We start from the raw sequence: 16,929 nt of genomic DNA, 5'->3' as shown, positions 1-16,929 counted from the left end.
TCGGCAGCTACACCCGGCGCCGCCGCAGCACCACCGCCGTGGTGATCAGCAGCACCACCGTGCCCAGCGACTCGACGACCAGCGTGGTGGGGGCCAGGTCGTAGCTCAGGCTGGAGCGGATCCCGAAGAGCCCGACGGTCAGCGCGAGCACGAGCGCGAGCAACGTGCCCGCCATGAACAGCAGGCCCACCACGCTCGACACCACCAGCAGCCAGCCGCGGGTGAACAGCACGGCGGCCGCGAGCACGAGCCCGCCCACGAAGTTCAGCACGAACAGCACGCCGAGGATCCCGCCCGTGCCGTTCATGGCGAGGTAGAGGTGGATCCCGCCCATCGCGAGCAGGAACAGTGCGCTGAGCACCTGCCAGGCCCACACCGAGCCCAGCCGGGCACCCGCTGTTCCGGGCCTGGATGCCATGGCCGCTCCCGCCGTCCGATGCGCCCCGCCGCGGTCGCCGGGCGTCCCCGGGTAGGGGTCGCGCGCCGACGGCGGCAGGTTACCGCCGTACGAGCGGCACTTCCGTACCGCTCTATCGGACGAGGGTGCCGTTCGTACGGCTAGCGGCGGCGCAGCAGCAGGGCCGCCCCCTGCCCGCCGCCACCGCAGATCGCGGCGACGCCGAGCGCGGCGCCCCGGGTGCGCATCTCGTGCGCGAGGGTCAGCACCAGGCGGAACCCGGTGCCGCCGAGCGGGTGCCCGATGGCGATCGCCCCGCCGCGGACGTTGACCCGGTCGTGGTCGATCCCCAGCTCGCGCATGCTCGCCAGCACGACAGCGCCGAACGCCTCGTTGATCTCCCACAGGTCCACGTCGGCCGGGGTGAGGCCGTGGCGCTCCAGCAGCACACGGGTGGCCGCGGCGGGCTTGAGGTGCAGCGTGGGGTCCGGCCCGGCCACCGTGGCGTGGCCGACGATCTCGGCGAGCGGCTCGACGCCGAGCGCGGCAGCCCGCGCGGCGCTCGTGACGACCCCCGCCGACCCGGCGTCCGACATCTGCGACGAGTTGCCCGCCGTCAGCGTGCCGTCGGGGGTGAACGCGGGGCGCAGCGCCGCGAGCGCGTCGAGCGTGGTGCCCGGGCGCACCCCCTCGTCGCGGTCCAGCTCCGGCAGCGGGGCGATCTCGGCGGCGCGCCGGTCGGCCGCCGCCGCGGCTCGCTGATGGCTGGCCAGCGCGAACGCGTCCTGCTCGGCCCGGCCGATCCCCAGCTGGGCGGACGCGACGTCCGACATCTCCCCCATGCCCTGCTCGGACAACGCGCACCACAGCCCGTCCCGCACGAGCAGGTCGACCATGGCGCCGTCACCCACCCGGCTCGCGGCCCGCACCTGCACGCCGTGCAGCGCCCGGCTCATCGACTCGAACCCGCCGACGACGCCGACGTCGAGCTCCCCGGCGCGGACCAGGGTGGCGGCGAGACCGGTCGCGGTCAGGCCGGCGAGGCAGACGTTGTTCAGCGTCATGCCCGGCACGGTGGTGGGCACGCCGGCGCGGGTGGCGGCCACGCGGGCCGGGTTCTGGCCGTTGCCGGCCTGCACGACGTTGCCGAGCAGCACCTGGTCCGGCACCGGGTCGCCGGCCCGCTCGAGGGCGGCGCGCACGGCGTGGGCGCCCAGGTCGACGGCGTCGACGCCGCGCAGGGCGCCGCCGAAGCGGCCCACCGGGGTGCGGGCGCCGGTCAGGAGGACGGGTGTGCGGGGGTCGAGCATCGGTGATCCACCGTACCCGCAGCCTCGGGCCCGCGGAGCAGCCCCAGCAGCCGGTCGCCGACGCGCTCGGCCTCGGGCAGGTAGGGCGTGTCGGAGAGGACGAAGCGGGTGACGCCCAGGTCGGCGTAGCGGCGCAGCGCGGCGGCGACGTCCTCGGCCGAGCCGACGAGCCAGGTGGTGGCCGCGCCACCCCCGCCGTACCGGCCGGGCGCCGTGTACAGGCACGAGTCGAGCACGTCGCCGCGCTCGGCGAGCTCGCGCAGCCTGCGCTGCCCGACCGACCCGTCGTGGCTGCCCCGCAGCGGCTCGTCGCGGCGCCCGGCCATCTGCGCCACCTTCGCCTCGGCGGCGCGCCACGCCTCGTCGGTGGTGTCCCGCACGACGGTGGTGATGCGCAGCCCGAACTCCATCGGCGGGTGCTCGCGGCCCAGGGTGCGGCTCAGTTCCCGGAGGCGGTCGATGCGTTCGGCGATGCCGGCGAGCGGCTCGCCCCAGAACAGCTGCACGTCCGCCTCGGTGGCCGCGACCTCCTCGGCGGCGCTCGACGCACCGCCGAAGTACAACCGCGGGTGCGCACCGCCGACCGGTTTCGGACTCAGCGTGGAGTCCCGGACCCGGTAGAAGTCGCCCTCGAAGGTCACCCCGTCCTCGGACCAGAGCCTGCGGACGAGCCGGAGGAACTCCCGCGTGCGGTCGTAGCGGCGCGCCGGGTCGAACTCGCCGTCGCCGTACGCCGCGAGGTCGTCCACCCCGGTGACGACGTTGATCGCGAGGCGCCCGCCGGACAGCCGGTCCAGCGTGGCGGCCGCGCTCGCGAAGTGGGCGGGCTGCCAGTACCCGGGCCGGATCGCCACCAGCGGCCGGAACCGCGTGGTGCGGGCGGCGATTGCGGTGGCGACGGTGAACGTGTCCGGCCGCCCCCACCCGGCGCCGATCAGGGCACCGCCCCACCCGTGCCGCTCCGCGGCCTCGGCGAGCCGCACCGAGTAGTCCAGGCTCCCCCACCCGTCGACCGTGTCGTCACCTCGGTGGCCCGGCTCGACCGTGTTGGGGACGTACCAGAGGAATTCCTCGATGCCGGCGTCCACCACCGCAGTGTGCGCTCCTGCAATGCCGCGGACAACGCCCGCGGAATGCGGGTTACGCAGATCACGAGAATGGGCGTGGAAATGTACCGGACATTTCCACGCCCATCCCGGCTGGTGCGACGGTCAGCGGCCGACGCGCGCCGCGAGCAACTGCTTGCCCTGCTCCGCGCCCTTGCGGCTCTCGTGTTGCGCCCGCTGGAAGAGGTCGGCGAGCTCCTGGTCACCCGCCCGCTCGGCGTCCTGCGCGTAGCTCTCCATCCGGAGGGCATTCGACAGGCACGCCTCGACGAACCAGATCAGGTTGTAGTCCTTGTCCTTGGTGCCGGTGACGTCCCCGGTCTCGGCGGATGATGACATGACGGCCCTCGATCCTGTTCTCGTGTGGTGGCCTCGTCCCCGGATACCCCGCCGCCGGGGCCGCATGCGCGCTCAGGCGCCCGCACCGGGTTTGAACAGGACCTTGACCGCGCCGTCGCGCTTCTCCTGGAACATCGCGTACGCCTCCGGCGCCTGCTCCAGAGCCACGTGGTGGGTGGCGAACCCGTCGACGCCGAGCGGGTCGTCGTCGGAAAGCAGCGGCAGCAGGTCCGGCACCCACCGGTGGACGTTGGCCTGGCCCATCCGCAGCTGGATCTGCTTGTCGAAGATCCGCAGCATCGGCAGCGGGTCGGCGGTGCCGCCGTAGACGCCCGACAGCGACACCGTGCCGCCGCGCCGGACGAGCTCCACGGCCGTCAGCAGGGCCGCCAGCCGGTCCACGCCCGCGGTCTTCATCAGCGGCGCCGCGAGGGCGTCGGGCAGGAAGCCGACGGCGGTGTGGGCGAGCTTGCCGACGGGGGAACCGTGCGCCTCCATGCCCACCGCGTCGATCACGGCGTCGGCGCCGCGGCCGCCGGTGTGGGCCCGGACCCGCTCCACGAGGTCCCGGCCCGCCTCCTTCAGGTCGATGGTGGTGATCCCGCGCGCCGCCGCCCGGACGAGGCGCTCGGGCACGAGGTCGATCCCGATCACGGTTTCGATCCCGCGGTGGCGCGCCACCCGGCACGCCATGTCCCCGATCGGCCCGAGCCCGAGCACGACGAGGCTCCCGTCGCGGGGCGGGTCGGCGTACTCCACCGCCTGCCAGGCGGTCGGCAGCACGTCGGACAGGTACACGAACCGGTCGTCCGGCGGCCCCTCGGGCACCTTGATGGGCAGCGCGTTGCCGAACGGCACCCTCAGGTACTCCGCCTGGCCGCCCGGCACCTGCCCGTAGAGCTTCGTGTAGCCGAACAGCGAGGCGCCCATCCCCTGGTCCCGGTTCTGGGTGGTCTCGCACTGCGAGTGCAGCCCGCGCTCGCACATCCAGCAGCGGCCGCACGAGACGTTGAACGGCACGACGACGCGGTCGCCGACGTCGAGCTCGGTCACCGCGGACCCCTTCTCGACGACCCGGCCCATCGGTTCGTGACCGAGGATGTCGCCCTCGGCGAGGAACGGCCCGAGCACCTCGTACAGGTGCAGGTCGGAGCCGCACAGGCCGGTGGAGGTGATCTCCACGATCACGTCCTCGGGGTCCGCAGGCGTCGGATCGGGCACGGTGTCCACGCGGACGTCCCGCCTCCCGTGCCAGGTCAGTGCGCGCATGCGTCGGCTCCTTCGCAACAACGGGGTGTCGCTTCGCAGCTACCCGTCAGAGGTGCGGCGAAACGGGGCCGTCACGACGCGATCACCTGCGGCGAGATCACCTTGAGCTGTGCGTCGGCCCACCGCATCTGGCGCAGGGTCTGCGGGTGGCAGGCCTGCACCACCTCGAGCAGGGCCGGCTCCTTCATCGCCTGGGCGGCCTGGCCGAGCAGCTCCCAGTCGACCGACACCCCGGCGGCCGTGCGGTGCAGCCTGCGCAGGTCGGCGAGCAGCAGCAGGCCCGGCTCGGGCCGCCGCCCCACCAGTGCGCCCACCCGCCGGGCGAGCGCGGGTGCCCGCAGCCGATCCCAGCGGGGCTGCGGGTCCAGCCGCAGGCCGTGGTCGCCGCCCACCACGGCGAGCCGGCGGACGTGGGTCTGCGACCACCGCGCGATGTCGCGCGCCACGTGGAAGATCTCGTGGTCGGCCCGGTGCCGGTCGGAGAGGGCGAGCAGCTCGCGGGCGAGGCCGGTCTCGGAGCGGTGCAGCTCGCGCAGCACGAGGGGCAGCTTGCTCACGGGGCACCTCCGGAGTCGTCACGGGTGTCAGCGCCGGTCTCGTCGCCGCGGTTGCCGACGGGACTGAGCCGGGCCGCCGCGGTCTTGAACAGCGGCTGTTTCGACGCGGGGTCCCAGTCGGTCGGGGTCAGTTCGTTGGCGGCGCGGCCCGCCCCGTCTGCGCCCTCCTCGGGCCCGGAGCCGGTGGTGTCCCAGTAGCCGTAGTGGAACGGCACGAAGAGCACGCCCTCGCGGATGCCGCCCACCCGAACCCGCGCCCGGATCGCGCCGCGCGGGGTGGTGACGTCCACGAGGTCGCCCTCCACGAGCCCGCACCGCCGCGCGTCGGCCTCGGCGCACTCGACCCACACGTCGGGTGCGGCGGCCTGCAACTGCGGGGCCCGGCCGGTCTTCGTGCGCGTGTGGAAGTGGTAGATCGTCCGCCCGGTGATCAGCGCGAACGGCCACTCGTCGTCGGGCCGCTCGTGCGCGGGCACGTACTCCGCCGCTTTCAGGATGGCCTTCGCGTCCGGGTTGAGCGCCCGGTACTCCGTCTCCTCCATCGGCGCACCCGTGACCAGGTCGCGGCCGTAGTGCTCGCAGTCGTCGGGGGCGCTGCGGAACCGCCCGTCGGCGTAGAGGCGCTCGGTGCCCTCGGGGTGTTCGGCGGTGCACGGCCACTGGATGCCGGACGGCGCCTTGCGCAGCACCTCGTGGCTCAGCCCGGAGTAGTCGCAGGGCCGGCCCGCGCTGCACGCCGCCCACGCGTCGAACGCCGACTCGGGGTCGTGCCACTGCGGGAAGGGGTGCCCGTCGGCGTCGCGGAAATCCATCCGGCGGGCGTAGTCGAGGAAGATGTCCAGGTCGGGGCGGGCTTCGCCCGGCGGGTCCACGGCCTTCTCCGACAGGTGCACGGTGCGGTCGGCGTTGGTGAACACCCCGGTCTTCTCCCCCCAGGTCGCGGCCGGGAGCACCACGTCGGCCAGTTGCGCGGTCTCGGTGGGGAAGATGTCCTGCACCACCAGGAAGAGCCGCTCCTGCGCCAGGATCGAGCGGATCCGCGCCAGCTCCGGCAGCGACACCGCCGGGTTCGTGCCGCTCACCCACAGCATCCGCAGCGAGCCCTGCTCGGCGTAGCGGAAGATCTGCATCGCGTGCGTCGGCGGCGCCATGTGCGGGATCCGCACCGGGTCCACGTTCCAGTGCCGCGCCAGCTCCGCCACGTGAGCGTCGTTGTTCCAGTTCCGGAAGCCGGTGAGATCGCCGTCGGCGCCGCACTCGCGCGTGTTCTCCGCGGTCGGCTGCCCGTTCATCTGCAGGACCCCGCAGCCGGGCCGGCCCAGCATCCCGCGCACCAGGTTCAGGTTGTTGACCTGCACGGCGGCCGCCGTCGCCTGGTGGGACTGGTAGAAGCCCTGTAGCACGGTGGACAGCAGCCTGCGGGCCTCCCCCAGCACCCGCGCCGCCTCGCGGATCCGCTCCGGATCGACCCCGCAGATCCGCCCCGCCACCTCCGGCGGGTAGTCGCGCACCCGCTTCTCGAGCTCGGCGAACCCCACCGTGTGCGCTTCGACGTAGTCGTGGTCCACTCGGTCGTTCGCGATGATCTCGTGCAGCAGCGCGTTCACCAGCGCGAGGTTCGTGCCCGGCAGCGGTGCGAGGTGCACGCCGCCGCTGTCGCGTGCGGCCCGTGCCACCGGCGTGTCCCGCGGGTCGACGCAGACGAGGCGGGGCGGGTCCGCGCCGTGGAGCCGGTCCAGCACGCGCATCCACAGGACGGCCTGGGTCTCCGCCATGTTGTGCCCGAACAGCGCGATGACGTCGGCGTGGTCGATGTCGGTGTAGGAGCCGGGCTGGCCGTCGCAGGCGAACGTCTCCTTGAGCGCCGCCGCGGCGGTGGCCGTGCACAGGCGGGTGTTGCCGTCGAGGTGGTTGGTGCCGATCGCGCCGCGCGCGATCGCCGCGAGCGTGTAGTACTCCTCGCTGAACAACTGCCCGGTGGTGTAGAAGCCGATGGCGGACGGACCCTGCTCGGCCAGCAACCGCTGCGACTGCTCCACCACCCGCCCCATGGCGGTGTCCCAGTCGGTCTCCACGAGCTCACCGCCGCGGCGCACCAGCGGCCGCCGCAGCCGGTCCGGCGAGGCGTTCGCCTGCCAGCCGAACAGGTCCTTGGGTCCCAGCCGCCCGCGGTTCACCCGGTCGTCGGCCCGGCCGCGCACCCCGGCGATGCGCCCGTCCACCACGGCGATGTCCATCGCGTCGCCGTTGGAGTGCAGCAGCGACGCCGAGCGCACCCACCGCTGCACGCCCCGCTCGTCGAGCCCTTCGGCGAGCTGCTGGTCCACCCGCACGGGCCAGTCCGCGCCCGGCCCGTACGGGGTGCGCTCGCCCCACGGCTGCGCGATCCGGTCCCCGTTCCTCCCCGCTTCGCCGTCCATGCCGCCGGACTACCCGCGGGGCGCCCGGGTAGTACCCGATCGTCACCCACGCCGTCGAAGGGAGCACCTCCGCGATGCATCCGACCGGTCCGCTCGGCACCGAACGCCGCCACCGCGTCGACGCCGACCTCTGCCGATCGGTCGCCGACACCCTCACCCACGACTCCCGCCTCGCCGGGCTCGACCTGGGCGCCGAGGTCGACGGCGGCGTGGTGCACCTGCGCGGCTCGGTCGAGCGGCCCGCGGACCTCGCGACGGCCCGGCGCCTGCTCGGCAGGCTGGCCGGGGTGCACGCGGTGTGGGACCGGGTGCGCGTGGCGGGACGGGCCCCGGTCGCGCTCGACATCGGCGCGGGCGGCCAGGCCCAGTACCCGGAGAACCTCGGCGTGGACCTGCGCGCCGACCGGGACGTGGCCGTGCGCGCCGACGTGTCACGCCCGCTGCCGTTCGCCGACGGCTGCGTGGACCGGATCTACGCCGTGCACGTCCTCGAGCACCTGATCGACTACCTCGGCCTGGTCGAGGAGTGCCACCGCCTGCTGCGGCCCGGCGGGATCCTGCACCTCATGTCGCCGTGGTGGCGCCACGTCAACGCGGTCGCCGACCCCACGCACATCCGGCTCCTCGACCTGCAGACCGTGAAGGGGATCTGCGCCTATGCCCCGCCGGGACGGCGCTGGCGCGTGCTGCACGCAGGGTGCGACGGGGCGAGCGTCCTCGCCGACCTCACGCCGCTGGCGCAGGACGAGGAGGACGGGGCGGGCGACCCCCTGCACCTGGCGCGCTTCTTCGACTGATCACCCCGTGTGTGAGCGGTGGGCCGCCGGGTAGCACTGGGCCATGGCATTCCCGGGCAGGCCCGTGGCGGTGGTGCTGCGCGCCCTGAACCTCGGCGACCTGCTCGTGGCGGTGCCCGCGCTGCGCGGGCTGCGGCGTGCGTTGCCCGAGCACCGCGTCCTGCTGGCGACGCGGCTGCCGCTCGCCGAGCTGGCGATGCGCACGGGGGCGGTGGACGCCGTGGTGGCCGCGGGGGTGGGCACGGACGGCGCCGACGCCCTGCTGGACGTGCCCGCGGAGCCGGACGTCGCGGTCAACCTGCACGGGTCGGGCCCGCAGAGCCACCGCGCGCTCGATGCGTGCCGGCCGCGGCGCCGGATCGGCTACGGCCGCCCGGAGCTGCCCGGGTGGACCGGTCCGTCGCCGGCGGAGATCGCGGCGCGCGCCGAGCACGAACGGGACCGGTGGTGCGCGCTGCTCGCGGCGCACGGCATCGCCGCCGACCCGACCGACCTGCGGCTCCCACCGCCCGCCTCGTCCGCGCCGCACACCCGCGTGACGATCGTGCACCCGGGCGCTGCGTTCGGGTCGAAGCGCTGGCCCGCCCAGCGGTTCGCCGCCGTCGCCCGCGCATTGGGCGCCGACGGGTTCGTGGTTGTGACGGGCAGCGCCGCGGAGATCGAACTCGCGCGCGAGGTGGCGGCCGGGGCCGGGCTGCCCGCCGACCGCGTGCTGGCCGGGTCGACCACGATCGGCGGCCTGGCCGCGTTGGTGGCGCGCGCGGACCTCGTGGTCAGCGGCGACACCGGAATCGCCCACCTCGCGTCGGCCTTCGCCACGCCGTCGGTCGTCCTGTTCGGCCCCGTGTCCCCGCGCCGCTGGGGCCCGCCGCCCGGGCCGCACGTCGCGCTCACGGACGAGCGGCTGCGTCGCGGGGACGCGTTCGCCGACACCCCGGACCCGGCGCTCCTGGCCGTCGAGGTCGAGCAGGTGCTGGACGCGGTGGCCGCCGTCCGCTCCCCCGCCGTCCCCGCCGCCGGATGACGGGGACCGACCCGGGGCACGGGGACGTGCTGGCGCTGCGGTGCAACGCCCTCGGCGACCACCTGATGGCCACGCCCGCCCTCGCGGCCCTGCGCACCCGGTTCCCGAACGCGCACCTGGTGCTCGTCGGGGCGCCGTGGCACGCCCGGTTTCTGGCGGGACGGCCCGGCCCGGTCGACGAGGTCGCGGTGCTGCCCCGCGTCGACGGCCTGGCCGGGCAACCCGCCGACGCCCCGGACGCCGCCGAGCTGCCCGCGTTCCTCGCCCGGCTCCGGGCCCGCGGGCCCGCGCTGGCGCTGCAGCTGCACGGGGGCGGCGCCGCCGCCAACCCGCTGGTGAGCGCGTTCGGGGCCGCCACGACCGCGGGGCTGCGCGCTCCGGGCGCGCCACCGCTGGACCGGACGGTGCCCTACCGCTACTACCAGGCGGAGGCGTCGCGGCTGCTCGAGGTCACGGCGCTGGTGGGCGCGGACGGGCCGCCGGAGTACCCGCGCCTCGCCGTGCTCGACCACGAGCGGGGCGCGGCCGCCGCGGTGCTGCCGGGGCCGGGGCCGTGGGTCGCGCTGCACGCCGGGGCGACCGGCCCGCGGCGCCGGTGGCCCGCCCAGCGGTTCGCCGACGAGGCGGCGCACGCCGCGGCCGCCGGCGCCAGGCCGGTGCTCGCGGGCGGGCCGGACGAGTGCGCGCTCACCGCGGCGGTGGCCGCCGCCCTTCCCGCGGGTACGGGCGTGCGCGACCTCGCGGGCGCGACGGGCCTCGGCACCCTCGCCGGGGTGCTGGAGCGCTGCGCGGCGATCGTCGCCAACGACAGCGGCCCGCTGCACCTGGCGCGCGCCGTGGGCACCCCCACGGTGGGGCTGTACTGGTGCGGGAACGTGATCAACGCCGGGCCGACCCGCCGCGCCACCGACCGGCCGCTGCTCGCCTGGACGGTGCACTGCCCGGCGTGCGGTGCCGACTGCACGCCCGTGGGCAACCCGCACCGTCCGGGCGAGGGCTGCACCCACCGCCCGTCGTTCCTCGGGGACATCCCGGTGGCCGAGGTCGTCGCCGAGCTGGCGGACCTGCTGGGGACGGCCTAGCTAGGGCCAGGCCGGGGCCGGGTGCGGCAGCGCGGTGGCGCCCTCGGGGCGCAACCCGTCGAGGACGATCGCGAGGTAGCGCCGCCACAGGTCCGGCGGCGGGTCCGCCACCAGCTCGACCGTGTGGGCCGGAGCGCAGAGCAGCAGGAAGACGTCGGTGCCGGTGATGTCGCCGCGCACGGCGCCCGCCGCGCGGGCCCGGTCGACGAGCGAGCTGACGATCGCGTGCAACCGGTCGCGCAGCTCGGACAGCCGCGGGTCGTTCTGGCTGAGGACCCGCAGGTAAGTCAGGTCGTAGCGCTGCATCGCGTCGGCGGCGGCGGTGACGAACTCCAGCAGCGCCGCGCCGGGATCGGGCGCGTCGAGCTGCCGCGCGCCCGCATCGGTGAGCGCGGCGAGGTGGTTGCCGAAGACCGCGGCCAGCAGCTCCTCCTTGGTGGCGAAGTGGCGGAAGACGGTGCCCTTCGCCACCCCCGCCCGGCGCGCGATGTCGGCGATCGAGGCGTCGACACCCCGCTCGGCGAGCTCCTCCTCGGCGGCGGCCAGGAGCAGTTCGCGGTTGCGCGCCGCGTCCGCACGCAGGGGACGGGTGGGTGTCGGCACGATCACGATCCTACCAAGTTGACCGCTCGGTCACTTTAGCCATAGCGTGGCGGCGTCAAACATGACCCACAGGTCATCTTATTCGTCCGACCAGGAGGACACCCATGAATCTCCGCGGCGCCACCGCACTCGTCACCGGCTCGAACCGGGGCATCGGCCACCACTTCGCCGTCGAACTGCTGCGCCGCGGCGCGAGGGTCTACGCCACCGCGCGGCGCCCCGAGCTCGTCGACGTCCCCGGGGCCGAGGTGCTGCGCCTCGACATCACCGACCAGGGCTCCGTCGACGCCGCCGCCGCGGTGGCCACCGACGTCGATGTCCTGATCAACAACGGGGCCGCCACCGGCGGCGGGAGCCTCGTGAGCGGTGACCTCGAGGCGATCCGGCGCGTGATGGACACCAACTACTACGGCACGCTCGCCATGATCCGGGCGTTCGCGCCGGTGCTGGCCCGCAACGGCGGGGGCGCGATCCTCAACGTCCTGTCCGGTGCGGCCTGGGCCGCGGTCGAGGGCAACAGCGCCTACGCCGCCGCCAAGTCGGCGCAGTGGGGCCTGACCAACGGGGTCCGGCTCGAGCTGGCCGGCCAGGGCACGCTCGTCGCGGGTCTGGTCCCCGGCATGGTCGCCACCGAGACGATGAAGGAGTTCGCCCGGGGCGCCGGGATCACCCTGCCCGAGGACGTGCTGATCCAGCCGGACGAGCTCGTCCGGCTCGCCCTCGACGGGCTCGAGGCGGGCGACGTGGAGATCCTCGACCGGCTCGCCACCGAGTTGAAGGCCGGCCTCACCGGCCCGCCCCGCGCCCTCGACGTGCGCGACTACGCGAAGGCCGGCTGACCCGCGGGCTCGCGCTGGGACCAGCGGGTCCCGGCGCGCCGCAGGCCGGCCGCCCCGCCGCACCGCACGAACTCCCCCGCGGCGCGGCACGCGGCTGCGGCGGCGTCCCGCACGCCCGCGCCACCCGCGAGCGCGGTGGCGAGGGCGCCCGCGAACGCGTCACCGGCACCGCACAGGCCGCCACCGGGCACCGGCTCGGCCGCGACGCCGCCGCACGCCCCGGGCCCGTCGAGCACGACACCGTCGGCGCCGCGGGTCACCACCACGGCCCGGGCGGCCCACCGCCGCCGCAGGTGGGCCGCGGCCGCCGCGGGCTCCGGCGAGCCGGGGGCGAACGCGGCCGCCTCCGCGGCATTGGGGGTGGCCACCACGCCCGGCACCGGCGCGGTGCCGCGCGGGTGCGGGTCCCACACCACGGGGGTGCCCGACTCCGCGGCCGCCGCCAGTGCCCGCCGGACGGCCGGGTCCGCGCCCACCCGGCGGCCGTAGTCGGAGACGAGCACGGCGGCGGCGCCGGCCAGCGCGGCCCGCAGGTCGTCCGCGACCGCGGCGCCGACGCCCGGCGCGGCCGTGCCGCACCCGCGGTCGGTGCGCAGCAGCGGCCCGTCCTGCGCGAGCCAGCGGCACTTGACCGGTGTGCCGCCGCGGGCCGGGCCGGCCACCACCCGGACCGCGGGCTCCAGCAGCTCGCGCAGCCGGGCCGCGTCCGGGTCGGCGTCGAGCGCCGTCACGAGCGTCACCGGGGCCCCGCCCGCGGCGAGCAGCACGGCCGCGAGCCCCGCCCCGCCCGGCCGCGCCCTCTCCTCGACGACGTCGAGCACCGGGACGGGAGCGTCCGGGCACAACCGCTCCGACCGGCCGTGCACGTCGACGTCGAGCAGTGCGTCACCCACCACCACGATCGGCGCGGTCACGAGGACGCCCCCTGCAGCCCCAGCGCCACCGGCGCGTCCACGGTGCGGTCGGGCACCGTGGTGGGCGACTCGAGGTGCACCGCCCCGGACGGGAGGATCCCCGCCCCGCCGGAGCGGGCCATCACGCGCTGCTGGGCCAGCACGTCCTCCCCCGCGTGCTCGACGGGCAGCCGCCGCCAGAACCCGAAGCCGCCGGCCGCCTCCAGCGCGGCGCGCTCGTACAGGACGCACCCGCCGACCCACGCCACCTTGTAGGCGACCCACGGCTCACCGGGCCGCACGTGCCGTTCGGTGAGGTGCACGGGGTTGGCCGCGTTGTGCAGCGTCCACCGCCGCCAGGCCGGGTCGTCCGGGCGGACCCGCTCGGGCCGGGGCGGCCCGGACCAGCGTTCGAACGGCGCCAGCTCCTCCTCCCGGACCTCGTCCAGGTGGGACAGGCCCTGCACGGCCGCGCCGACGAACCCGCACCCGAGCGCGGTGAGCGCGTCGTCGAGCCTGCCGACGGTGCCCGGCTCGAGCCAGACGTCGTCGTCGAGGAAGAGCACCCGCCGCGCCGCCGACGACGCGAGCAGGAACGCGCGGTGCTCGGCCAGGCCGCGCCGTGGCAGGTGACGGACCGCGCGCACCCGCCTGCCGGCCGCGGTGAGGGCCCGCAGCATCGCCTGCGCGGGCGGGCTCGCCCAGGACGGGTCGCCGTCGGACTGGTCGCTCACCAGCACGTCGAACGCGGCGGACTGCGCGGCGAGCCCGGACAGCGTGGTGGCGAGCTCCGCGGGGCGGTTGCGGGTGGGTACGAGCACCTCCAGCTCGGCCATCGGCCCGGCGGTCACGACACCACCCCGGTCCCGGCGCGGGTGCGCGCCACGATCGCGCTCGTGGAGTGGTCGGGCAGGTAGCCCAGGATCCGCACCTCGCCGCCCTGCGCCCGCACGACAGGGGTCTCCGGCAGCATGTCCGGGGTGTAGTCGCCGCCCTTCGCGTACACGTCGGGGCGCACGAGGTCGAGCAGCTCCACGGGGCTGTCCTCCTCGAACGAGGTCACCAGGTCCACCGCGGCGAGCGCGCCCACCACACCGGCGCGGTCGGTCAGCGGGTTGACCGGCCGCTCCGGGCCCTTCAGCCTGCGCACGCTCTCGTCGCTGTTCAGCGCCACCACCAGCACGTCCCCGAGCTCGCGGGCCTCGCGCAGGTAGGCGACGTGGCCGCGGTGCAGCACGTCGAAGCAGCCGTTGGTGAACACGATCCGGTGCCCGGCGGCCCGGTGCTCGGCGAGCACGGTGAGCAGGTCGCGCCGGCCCAGCACCCGGCCCGGCTCCCGCGCGGCGAGCTCCGCGGTCAGCGCGCCGGCCGTGCAGACCGCCGTGCCGGGCAGCCCGACCACGACGTCCGCGGCCGTCTGCGCCAGCGCGAGGGCCTCGTCGCGGTCCGCGCCCGCCGCCACGGCCGCGGTCCACGCGGCCGCGAACACGTCCCCGGCGCCGCAGGTGGCGATCGGGGCCGCCGGTGCGGGTGCGGGCCGGTGCACGGGCGCGGAGCCGTCGGCGGGCAGCCGCAGCGCGCCGTCGGTGTCCAGGGTGAGCAGCACCTCCGCCCCGCCCGCCGCGGCCACGAGGTCGAAGTGGCGCTCGGCGTAGTGGGCCACGCGGTCCCGGCCGCGGGCGCGGCGGACCGGCTCGCCGCGCAAGGCGGCGGCCTCCTCCTCGTTGGGGGTGACCACGTCGGGCGAGAGCGCCGCCCAGGGACGCAGCGCGTGCGCGTCGACCACCAGCAGCGGCACCGCCGAGCGCATCCGCTCCAGGCGGCGGCGCACCAGCGGCGCCGCGGTGGCGCCGGTGCCGTAGTCGGCGATGATCACAGCGTCCGGACGCTCGGCCATCGCCGCCACCGCCTGGTCGGCGAGCACGCGCTGCGCCGCGGTCCCCGGCGGCACCGGCGAGGTGATGTCGTACCGGGCGACGGCGTGGCCGCCGCCCGCCCCGTCGGGGCCGACGACGACGCGGTGCTTGGCCGGTGTGGGGTTCGCCGGGTCGACGGGACAGCGGTCGGTGCGCACCCCGGCGGCGTGCAGCAGCTCGCGCAGCCGCCGCCCGTCGGCGTCGTCGCCGATCACCGCCACCAGCTCGGTGTCGGCCCCGAGCGCGGCCGCGGCGGCGGCGGTGTTGGCCGCACCACCGGGCGTCTCGCGTGTGCTCGTCTGCTCGACGACGGGCACCGGGGCGTCGCGCGCGGTGCGGTGGGCCGACCCGTACACCCAGCTGTCGAGCAGCGCGTCCCCGATGACCAGCACCCGCGGCCTGCGGTCGGCGATGCGCGTGGCGGCGGCGACCCCGGCGGGCGGGATCACGCGGCCGGCACCGGGCTGGTGGTGACGGTGTTGACGAGGCTGTTCTCGGTCCACCACGGGTCCTCCGGGAGTCCGGCACCGGCCTCGGCCAGCGCCACGGCGGCCTCGGCCACGCGCGCCGGCGGGAGGTCGAGGCACTCGTGCGAGTAGGGGCACTGCAGCTGCCGGCACGGCGAGCAGCTCGTCGGCACGCGCAGGAGCACGGCGGGCACCCCGCGGGGAGCCATGTCGGTCAGCCGCTCGGTGCCGCCGTGCGTGACGACCACGGGCGTGCCGGTGGCGTCGGCGACGTGCATGCCCGCCGAGTTGTTCGTGATCGCGACGGCGGCCCGGGCCACCAGCGCGGCGAACTCGGGCACGCCGACCGGCGGCACGGCGGCCACGCCGGGGCCGGCGGCGGCCACCACCTCGGCGACGAGGTCCTGCTCGGCCCGGCTGCCGCTCACCCGCACCGGCAGCCCGGCCCCGGCGACGGCCGCCGCGACCTGGGCGAACCGGTCCGCGCGGTAGCGCCGCGCGGGGCACGATGCCCCGGGCGCGAGCAGGGCGTATCGCTCCGGCGCGAGCGCCGCGGCGGCCTCGTGCGCCGCGGGCGGCACGGCGAGCCGCGTCCGCGCGGGTGCGGCCGGGTCGGCGAGCCCGACGGCCGCGAGCAGGTGCAGGTCGCGGTCGACCTGGTGGGTGCCCTCGGGCGGCGGGGTGACCCAGTGGGTCGCGGCGGCGCCGCCGAACTCGCGGGACTGCACGACGCGCACCGGGATCCCGGCCAGCAGGCCCAGCTGAGCCACCGGCCACGGCGACTGGGAGAACGACGTGCAGACGATCATCGCGTCGTAGCAGCGGTGGCGCAGGTGGGCGACCAGCTCCCGGTCCTGCGGGGCCGCGTGGGTGGGCGGCGGGCCCAGCTGCTGCCAGGTGGCCGAGATCGGGAACACGGCGTCGACGTCGGCGAGCATCGGCGCCGCGGCCGCCCCGGCCGGGGACAGCAGCAGGTCGATCCGGGCGCGGGGCAGCCGGGTGCGCAGCGCGTGCAGCGCCGCGGTGACCATGACCGTGTCGCCGAGGTTGTCGGCCCGCACGAGCAGCACCCGGCGCAGCGCGTCCGGGTCGATCCGGGGTCCGCGGTCGGCGCCGGGGTGGTGCCCGGGCCGGGGTCCCGCACCGGTCAGGGCCATGACGGCTCCACGGACGGGGTGACCACCAGCTCGCGCACCTCGCACCCGTCGGGGCGGGTCAGGGCGAACACGACCGCGGCGGCGACCGCGCCCGGGTCGTTGAGCATCGCGTCGGGCCCGGGCCGGTACTGCGCGTCGCGGCCGTCGAAGAACGCGGTGTCCATGCCGCCGGGCAGCAGCGTCGTGACGCCGACCTCGCCCTGCATCTCGGCCGCCAGCGCCCGGCTGAGGCCGAGCACGCCGAACTTGGACGCGCAGTAGGCGCTCGCGTCGGGCAGCGCCCGGGTGGCGAGCGTGGATGCCACCGTGACGATGCGGCCGCGGGAGCGGGTCAGGAACGGCAGCGCCGCCCGGCACACGGCCGCGGTGCCGAGGAGGTTGACGCGCACGACGGTCTCCCACTCCTCCCCCGGGACGTCGGCGAGCCGGCCGCAGCGGTCGGTGCCCGCGGCGGTGACCACGGCGTCGAGCCCGCCCGCCTGCTCCGCGAGCGCGGTCACGGCCTCCTCCGCCGCGCGCGTGTCGGCCAGGTCGACCACGGCGGCGGGGGCGGCGGCCAGGTCCGGCCCCGCGTGGGTGTGCGCATCGCCGCGGTCGAGCAGCAGCGGCTGCCCGCCCGCGATCGCGACGGCCCGGGCCGTGGCGCGCCCGAGCCCGGAGGCGGCGCCCGTGACGAGCACGGTGCCGAGGCTGCGGGTGTGGGGCGGCTGCCCGGCAGGGGCTTCGCTGACGGTGCTGGTCATGTGGGAGGGC

17 protein-coding genes are annotated in these 16,929 nt (G+C 76.3%); 4 read left to right on the top strand and 13 right to left on the bottom strand.

Translation table 11 applies throughout. The features are described from left to right. Positions 1–7: 7 nt before the first annotated feature. From ACFPL3_RS23290 to ACFPL3_RS23260, 7 genes are all read right to left on the bottom strand, one after another. Entirely contained in the window at positions 8–418 is a 411-nt protein-coding gene (locus ACFPL3_RS23290) for a hypothetical protein (protein WP_343946838.1), read from the bottom strand. Between the two features lie 140 nt (positions 419–558). Beyond that, positions 559–1,707, bottom strand: coding sequence for an acetyl-CoA C-acyltransferase (locus ACFPL3_RS23285; RefSeq protein WP_343946837.1), 1,149 nt, complete (start codon positions 1,705–1,707; stop codon positions 559–561). Then, positions 1,677–2,795: an LLM class flavin-dependent oxidoreductase gene (locus ACFPL3_RS23280; RefSeq protein WP_343946836.1), complete on the bottom strand. Its 1,119-nt coding sequence runs from the start codon at positions 2,793–2,795 to the stop codon at positions 1,677–1,679. The genes ACFPL3_RS23285 and ACFPL3_RS23280 overlap by 31 nt, the downstream gene beginning before the upstream one ends. 123 nt (positions 2,796–2,918) lie before the next feature. Further along, positions 2,919–3,152 carry a hypothetical protein gene (locus ACFPL3_RS23275; RefSeq protein ID WP_343946835.1) on the bottom strand — a complete coding sequence of 78 codons (234 nt, stop codon included), beginning with the start codon at positions 3,150–3,152 and terminating at the stop codon, positions 2,919–2,921. Between the two features lie 72 nt (positions 3,153–3,224). Next, positions 3,225–4,421, bottom strand: a complete 1,197-nt coding sequence (locus ACFPL3_RS23270) for an alcohol dehydrogenase catalytic domain-containing protein (RefSeq protein WP_343946834.1) — start codon at positions 4,419–4,421, stop codon at positions 3,225–3,227. A gap of 71 nt (positions 4,422–4,492) precedes the next feature. Beyond that, entirely contained in the window at positions 4,493–4,978 is a 486-nt protein-coding gene (locus ACFPL3_RS23265) for a hypothetical protein (protein WP_343946833.1), read from the bottom strand. Continuing rightward, a complete protein-coding gene (locus ACFPL3_RS23260; RefSeq protein WP_343946832.1) occupies positions 4,975–7,398 on the bottom strand; it encodes a molybdopterin oxidoreductase family protein in 2,424 nt (807 codons plus the stop codon). The genes ACFPL3_RS23265 and ACFPL3_RS23260 overlap by 4 nt, the downstream gene beginning before the upstream one ends. 74 nt (positions 7,399–7,472) lie before the next feature. Here ACFPL3_RS23260 and ACFPL3_RS23255 point away from each other — a divergent pair, with 74 nt between their 5' ends. The 3 genes from ACFPL3_RS23255 to ACFPL3_RS23245 are packed head-to-tail and all read left to right on the top strand — an operon-like array spanning position 7,473 to position 10,301. Beyond that, complete coding sequence (locus ACFPL3_RS23255) at positions 7,473–8,195, top strand: methyltransferase domain-containing protein (RefSeq protein ID WP_343946831.1); 723 nt, start codon at positions 7,473–7,475, stop codon at positions 8,193–8,195. Positions 8,196–8,238: 43 nt separating this feature from the next. Next, positions 8,239–9,219, top strand: coding sequence for a glycosyltransferase family 9 protein (locus ACFPL3_RS23250; RefSeq protein ID WP_343946830.1), 981 nt, complete (start codon positions 8,239–8,241; stop codon positions 9,217–9,219). Then, entirely contained in the window at positions 9,216–10,301 is a 1,086-nt protein-coding gene (locus tag ACFPL3_RS23245; RefSeq protein WP_379589642.1) for a glycosyltransferase family 9 protein, read from the top strand. The genes ACFPL3_RS23250 and ACFPL3_RS23245 overlap by 4 nt, the downstream gene beginning before the upstream one ends. Here the strand turns inward: ACFPL3_RS23245 and ACFPL3_RS23240 are convergent, their stop codons facing one another. Next, the gene (locus ACFPL3_RS23240) at positions 10,302–10,904 is read right to left on the bottom strand and encodes a TetR/AcrR family transcriptional regulator (RefSeq protein WP_343947111.1); all 603 of its coding nucleotides are present in this window, start codon (positions 10,902–10,904) and stop codon (positions 10,302–10,304) included. Positions 10,905–11,008: 104 nt separating this feature from the next. On the opposite strand from ACFPL3_RS23240, the gene ACFPL3_RS23235 reads away from it, so the two are divergent. After that, positions 11,009–11,743, top strand: a complete 735-nt coding sequence (locus ACFPL3_RS23235) for an SDR family NAD(P)-dependent oxidoreductase (protein ID WP_343947112.1) — start codon at positions 11,009–11,011, stop codon at positions 11,741–11,743. Here ACFPL3_RS23235 and ACFPL3_RS23230 read toward each other — a convergent pair. The 5 genes from ACFPL3_RS23230 to ACFPL3_RS23210 are packed head-to-tail and all read right to left on the bottom strand — an operon-like array spanning position 11,725 to position 16,919. Next, positions 11,725–12,657, bottom strand: a complete 933-nt coding sequence (locus tag ACFPL3_RS23230) for a PfkB family carbohydrate kinase (protein WP_379589641.1) — start codon at positions 12,655–12,657, stop codon at positions 11,725–11,727. The two genes, ACFPL3_RS23235 and ACFPL3_RS23230, sit on opposite strands and share 19 nt — an antisense overlap. Continuing rightward, positions 12,654–13,487 (bottom strand): glycosyltransferase, encoded by an 834-nt coding sequence (locus ACFPL3_RS23225; RefSeq protein ID WP_343946374.1) that lies wholly within the window; start codon positions 13,485–13,487, stop codon positions 12,654–12,656. The genes ACFPL3_RS23230 and ACFPL3_RS23225 overlap by 4 nt, the downstream gene beginning before the upstream one ends. After that, positions 13,484–15,001 (bottom strand): D-glycero-beta-D-manno-heptose 1-phosphate adenylyltransferase, encoded by a 1,518-nt coding sequence (gene rfaE2, locus ACFPL3_RS23220; protein WP_379589640.1) that lies wholly within the window; start codon positions 14,999–15,001, stop codon positions 13,484–13,486. Before rfaE2 ends, ACFPL3_RS23225 begins: the two co-directional genes overlap by 4 nt. Continuing rightward, positions 14,998–16,176, bottom strand: coding sequence for a glycosyltransferase family 9 protein (locus ACFPL3_RS23215; RefSeq protein WP_379589639.1), 1,179 nt, complete (start codon positions 16,174–16,176; stop codon positions 14,998–15,000). Before ACFPL3_RS23215 ends, rfaE2 begins: the two co-directional genes overlap by 4 nt. Continuing rightward, positions 16,167–16,919, bottom strand: a complete 753-nt coding sequence (locus ACFPL3_RS23210) for an SDR family oxidoreductase (protein ID WP_379589638.1) — start codon at positions 16,917–16,919, stop codon at positions 16,167–16,169. Before ACFPL3_RS23210 ends, ACFPL3_RS23215 begins: the two co-directional genes overlap by 10 nt. Between the last annotated feature and the right edge of the window lie 10 nt (positions 16,920–16,929).

The organism is Pseudonocardia zijingensis (assembly GCF_042657305.1).
Taxonomy (GTDB): domain Bacteria; phylum Actinomycetota; class Actinomycetes; order Mycobacteriales; family Pseudonocardiaceae; genus Pseudonocardia; species Pseudonocardia zijingensis.
The sequence above is the reverse complement of the archived record's forward strand: the minus strand, read 5'-3'. Positions and strand labels throughout refer to the sequence as shown.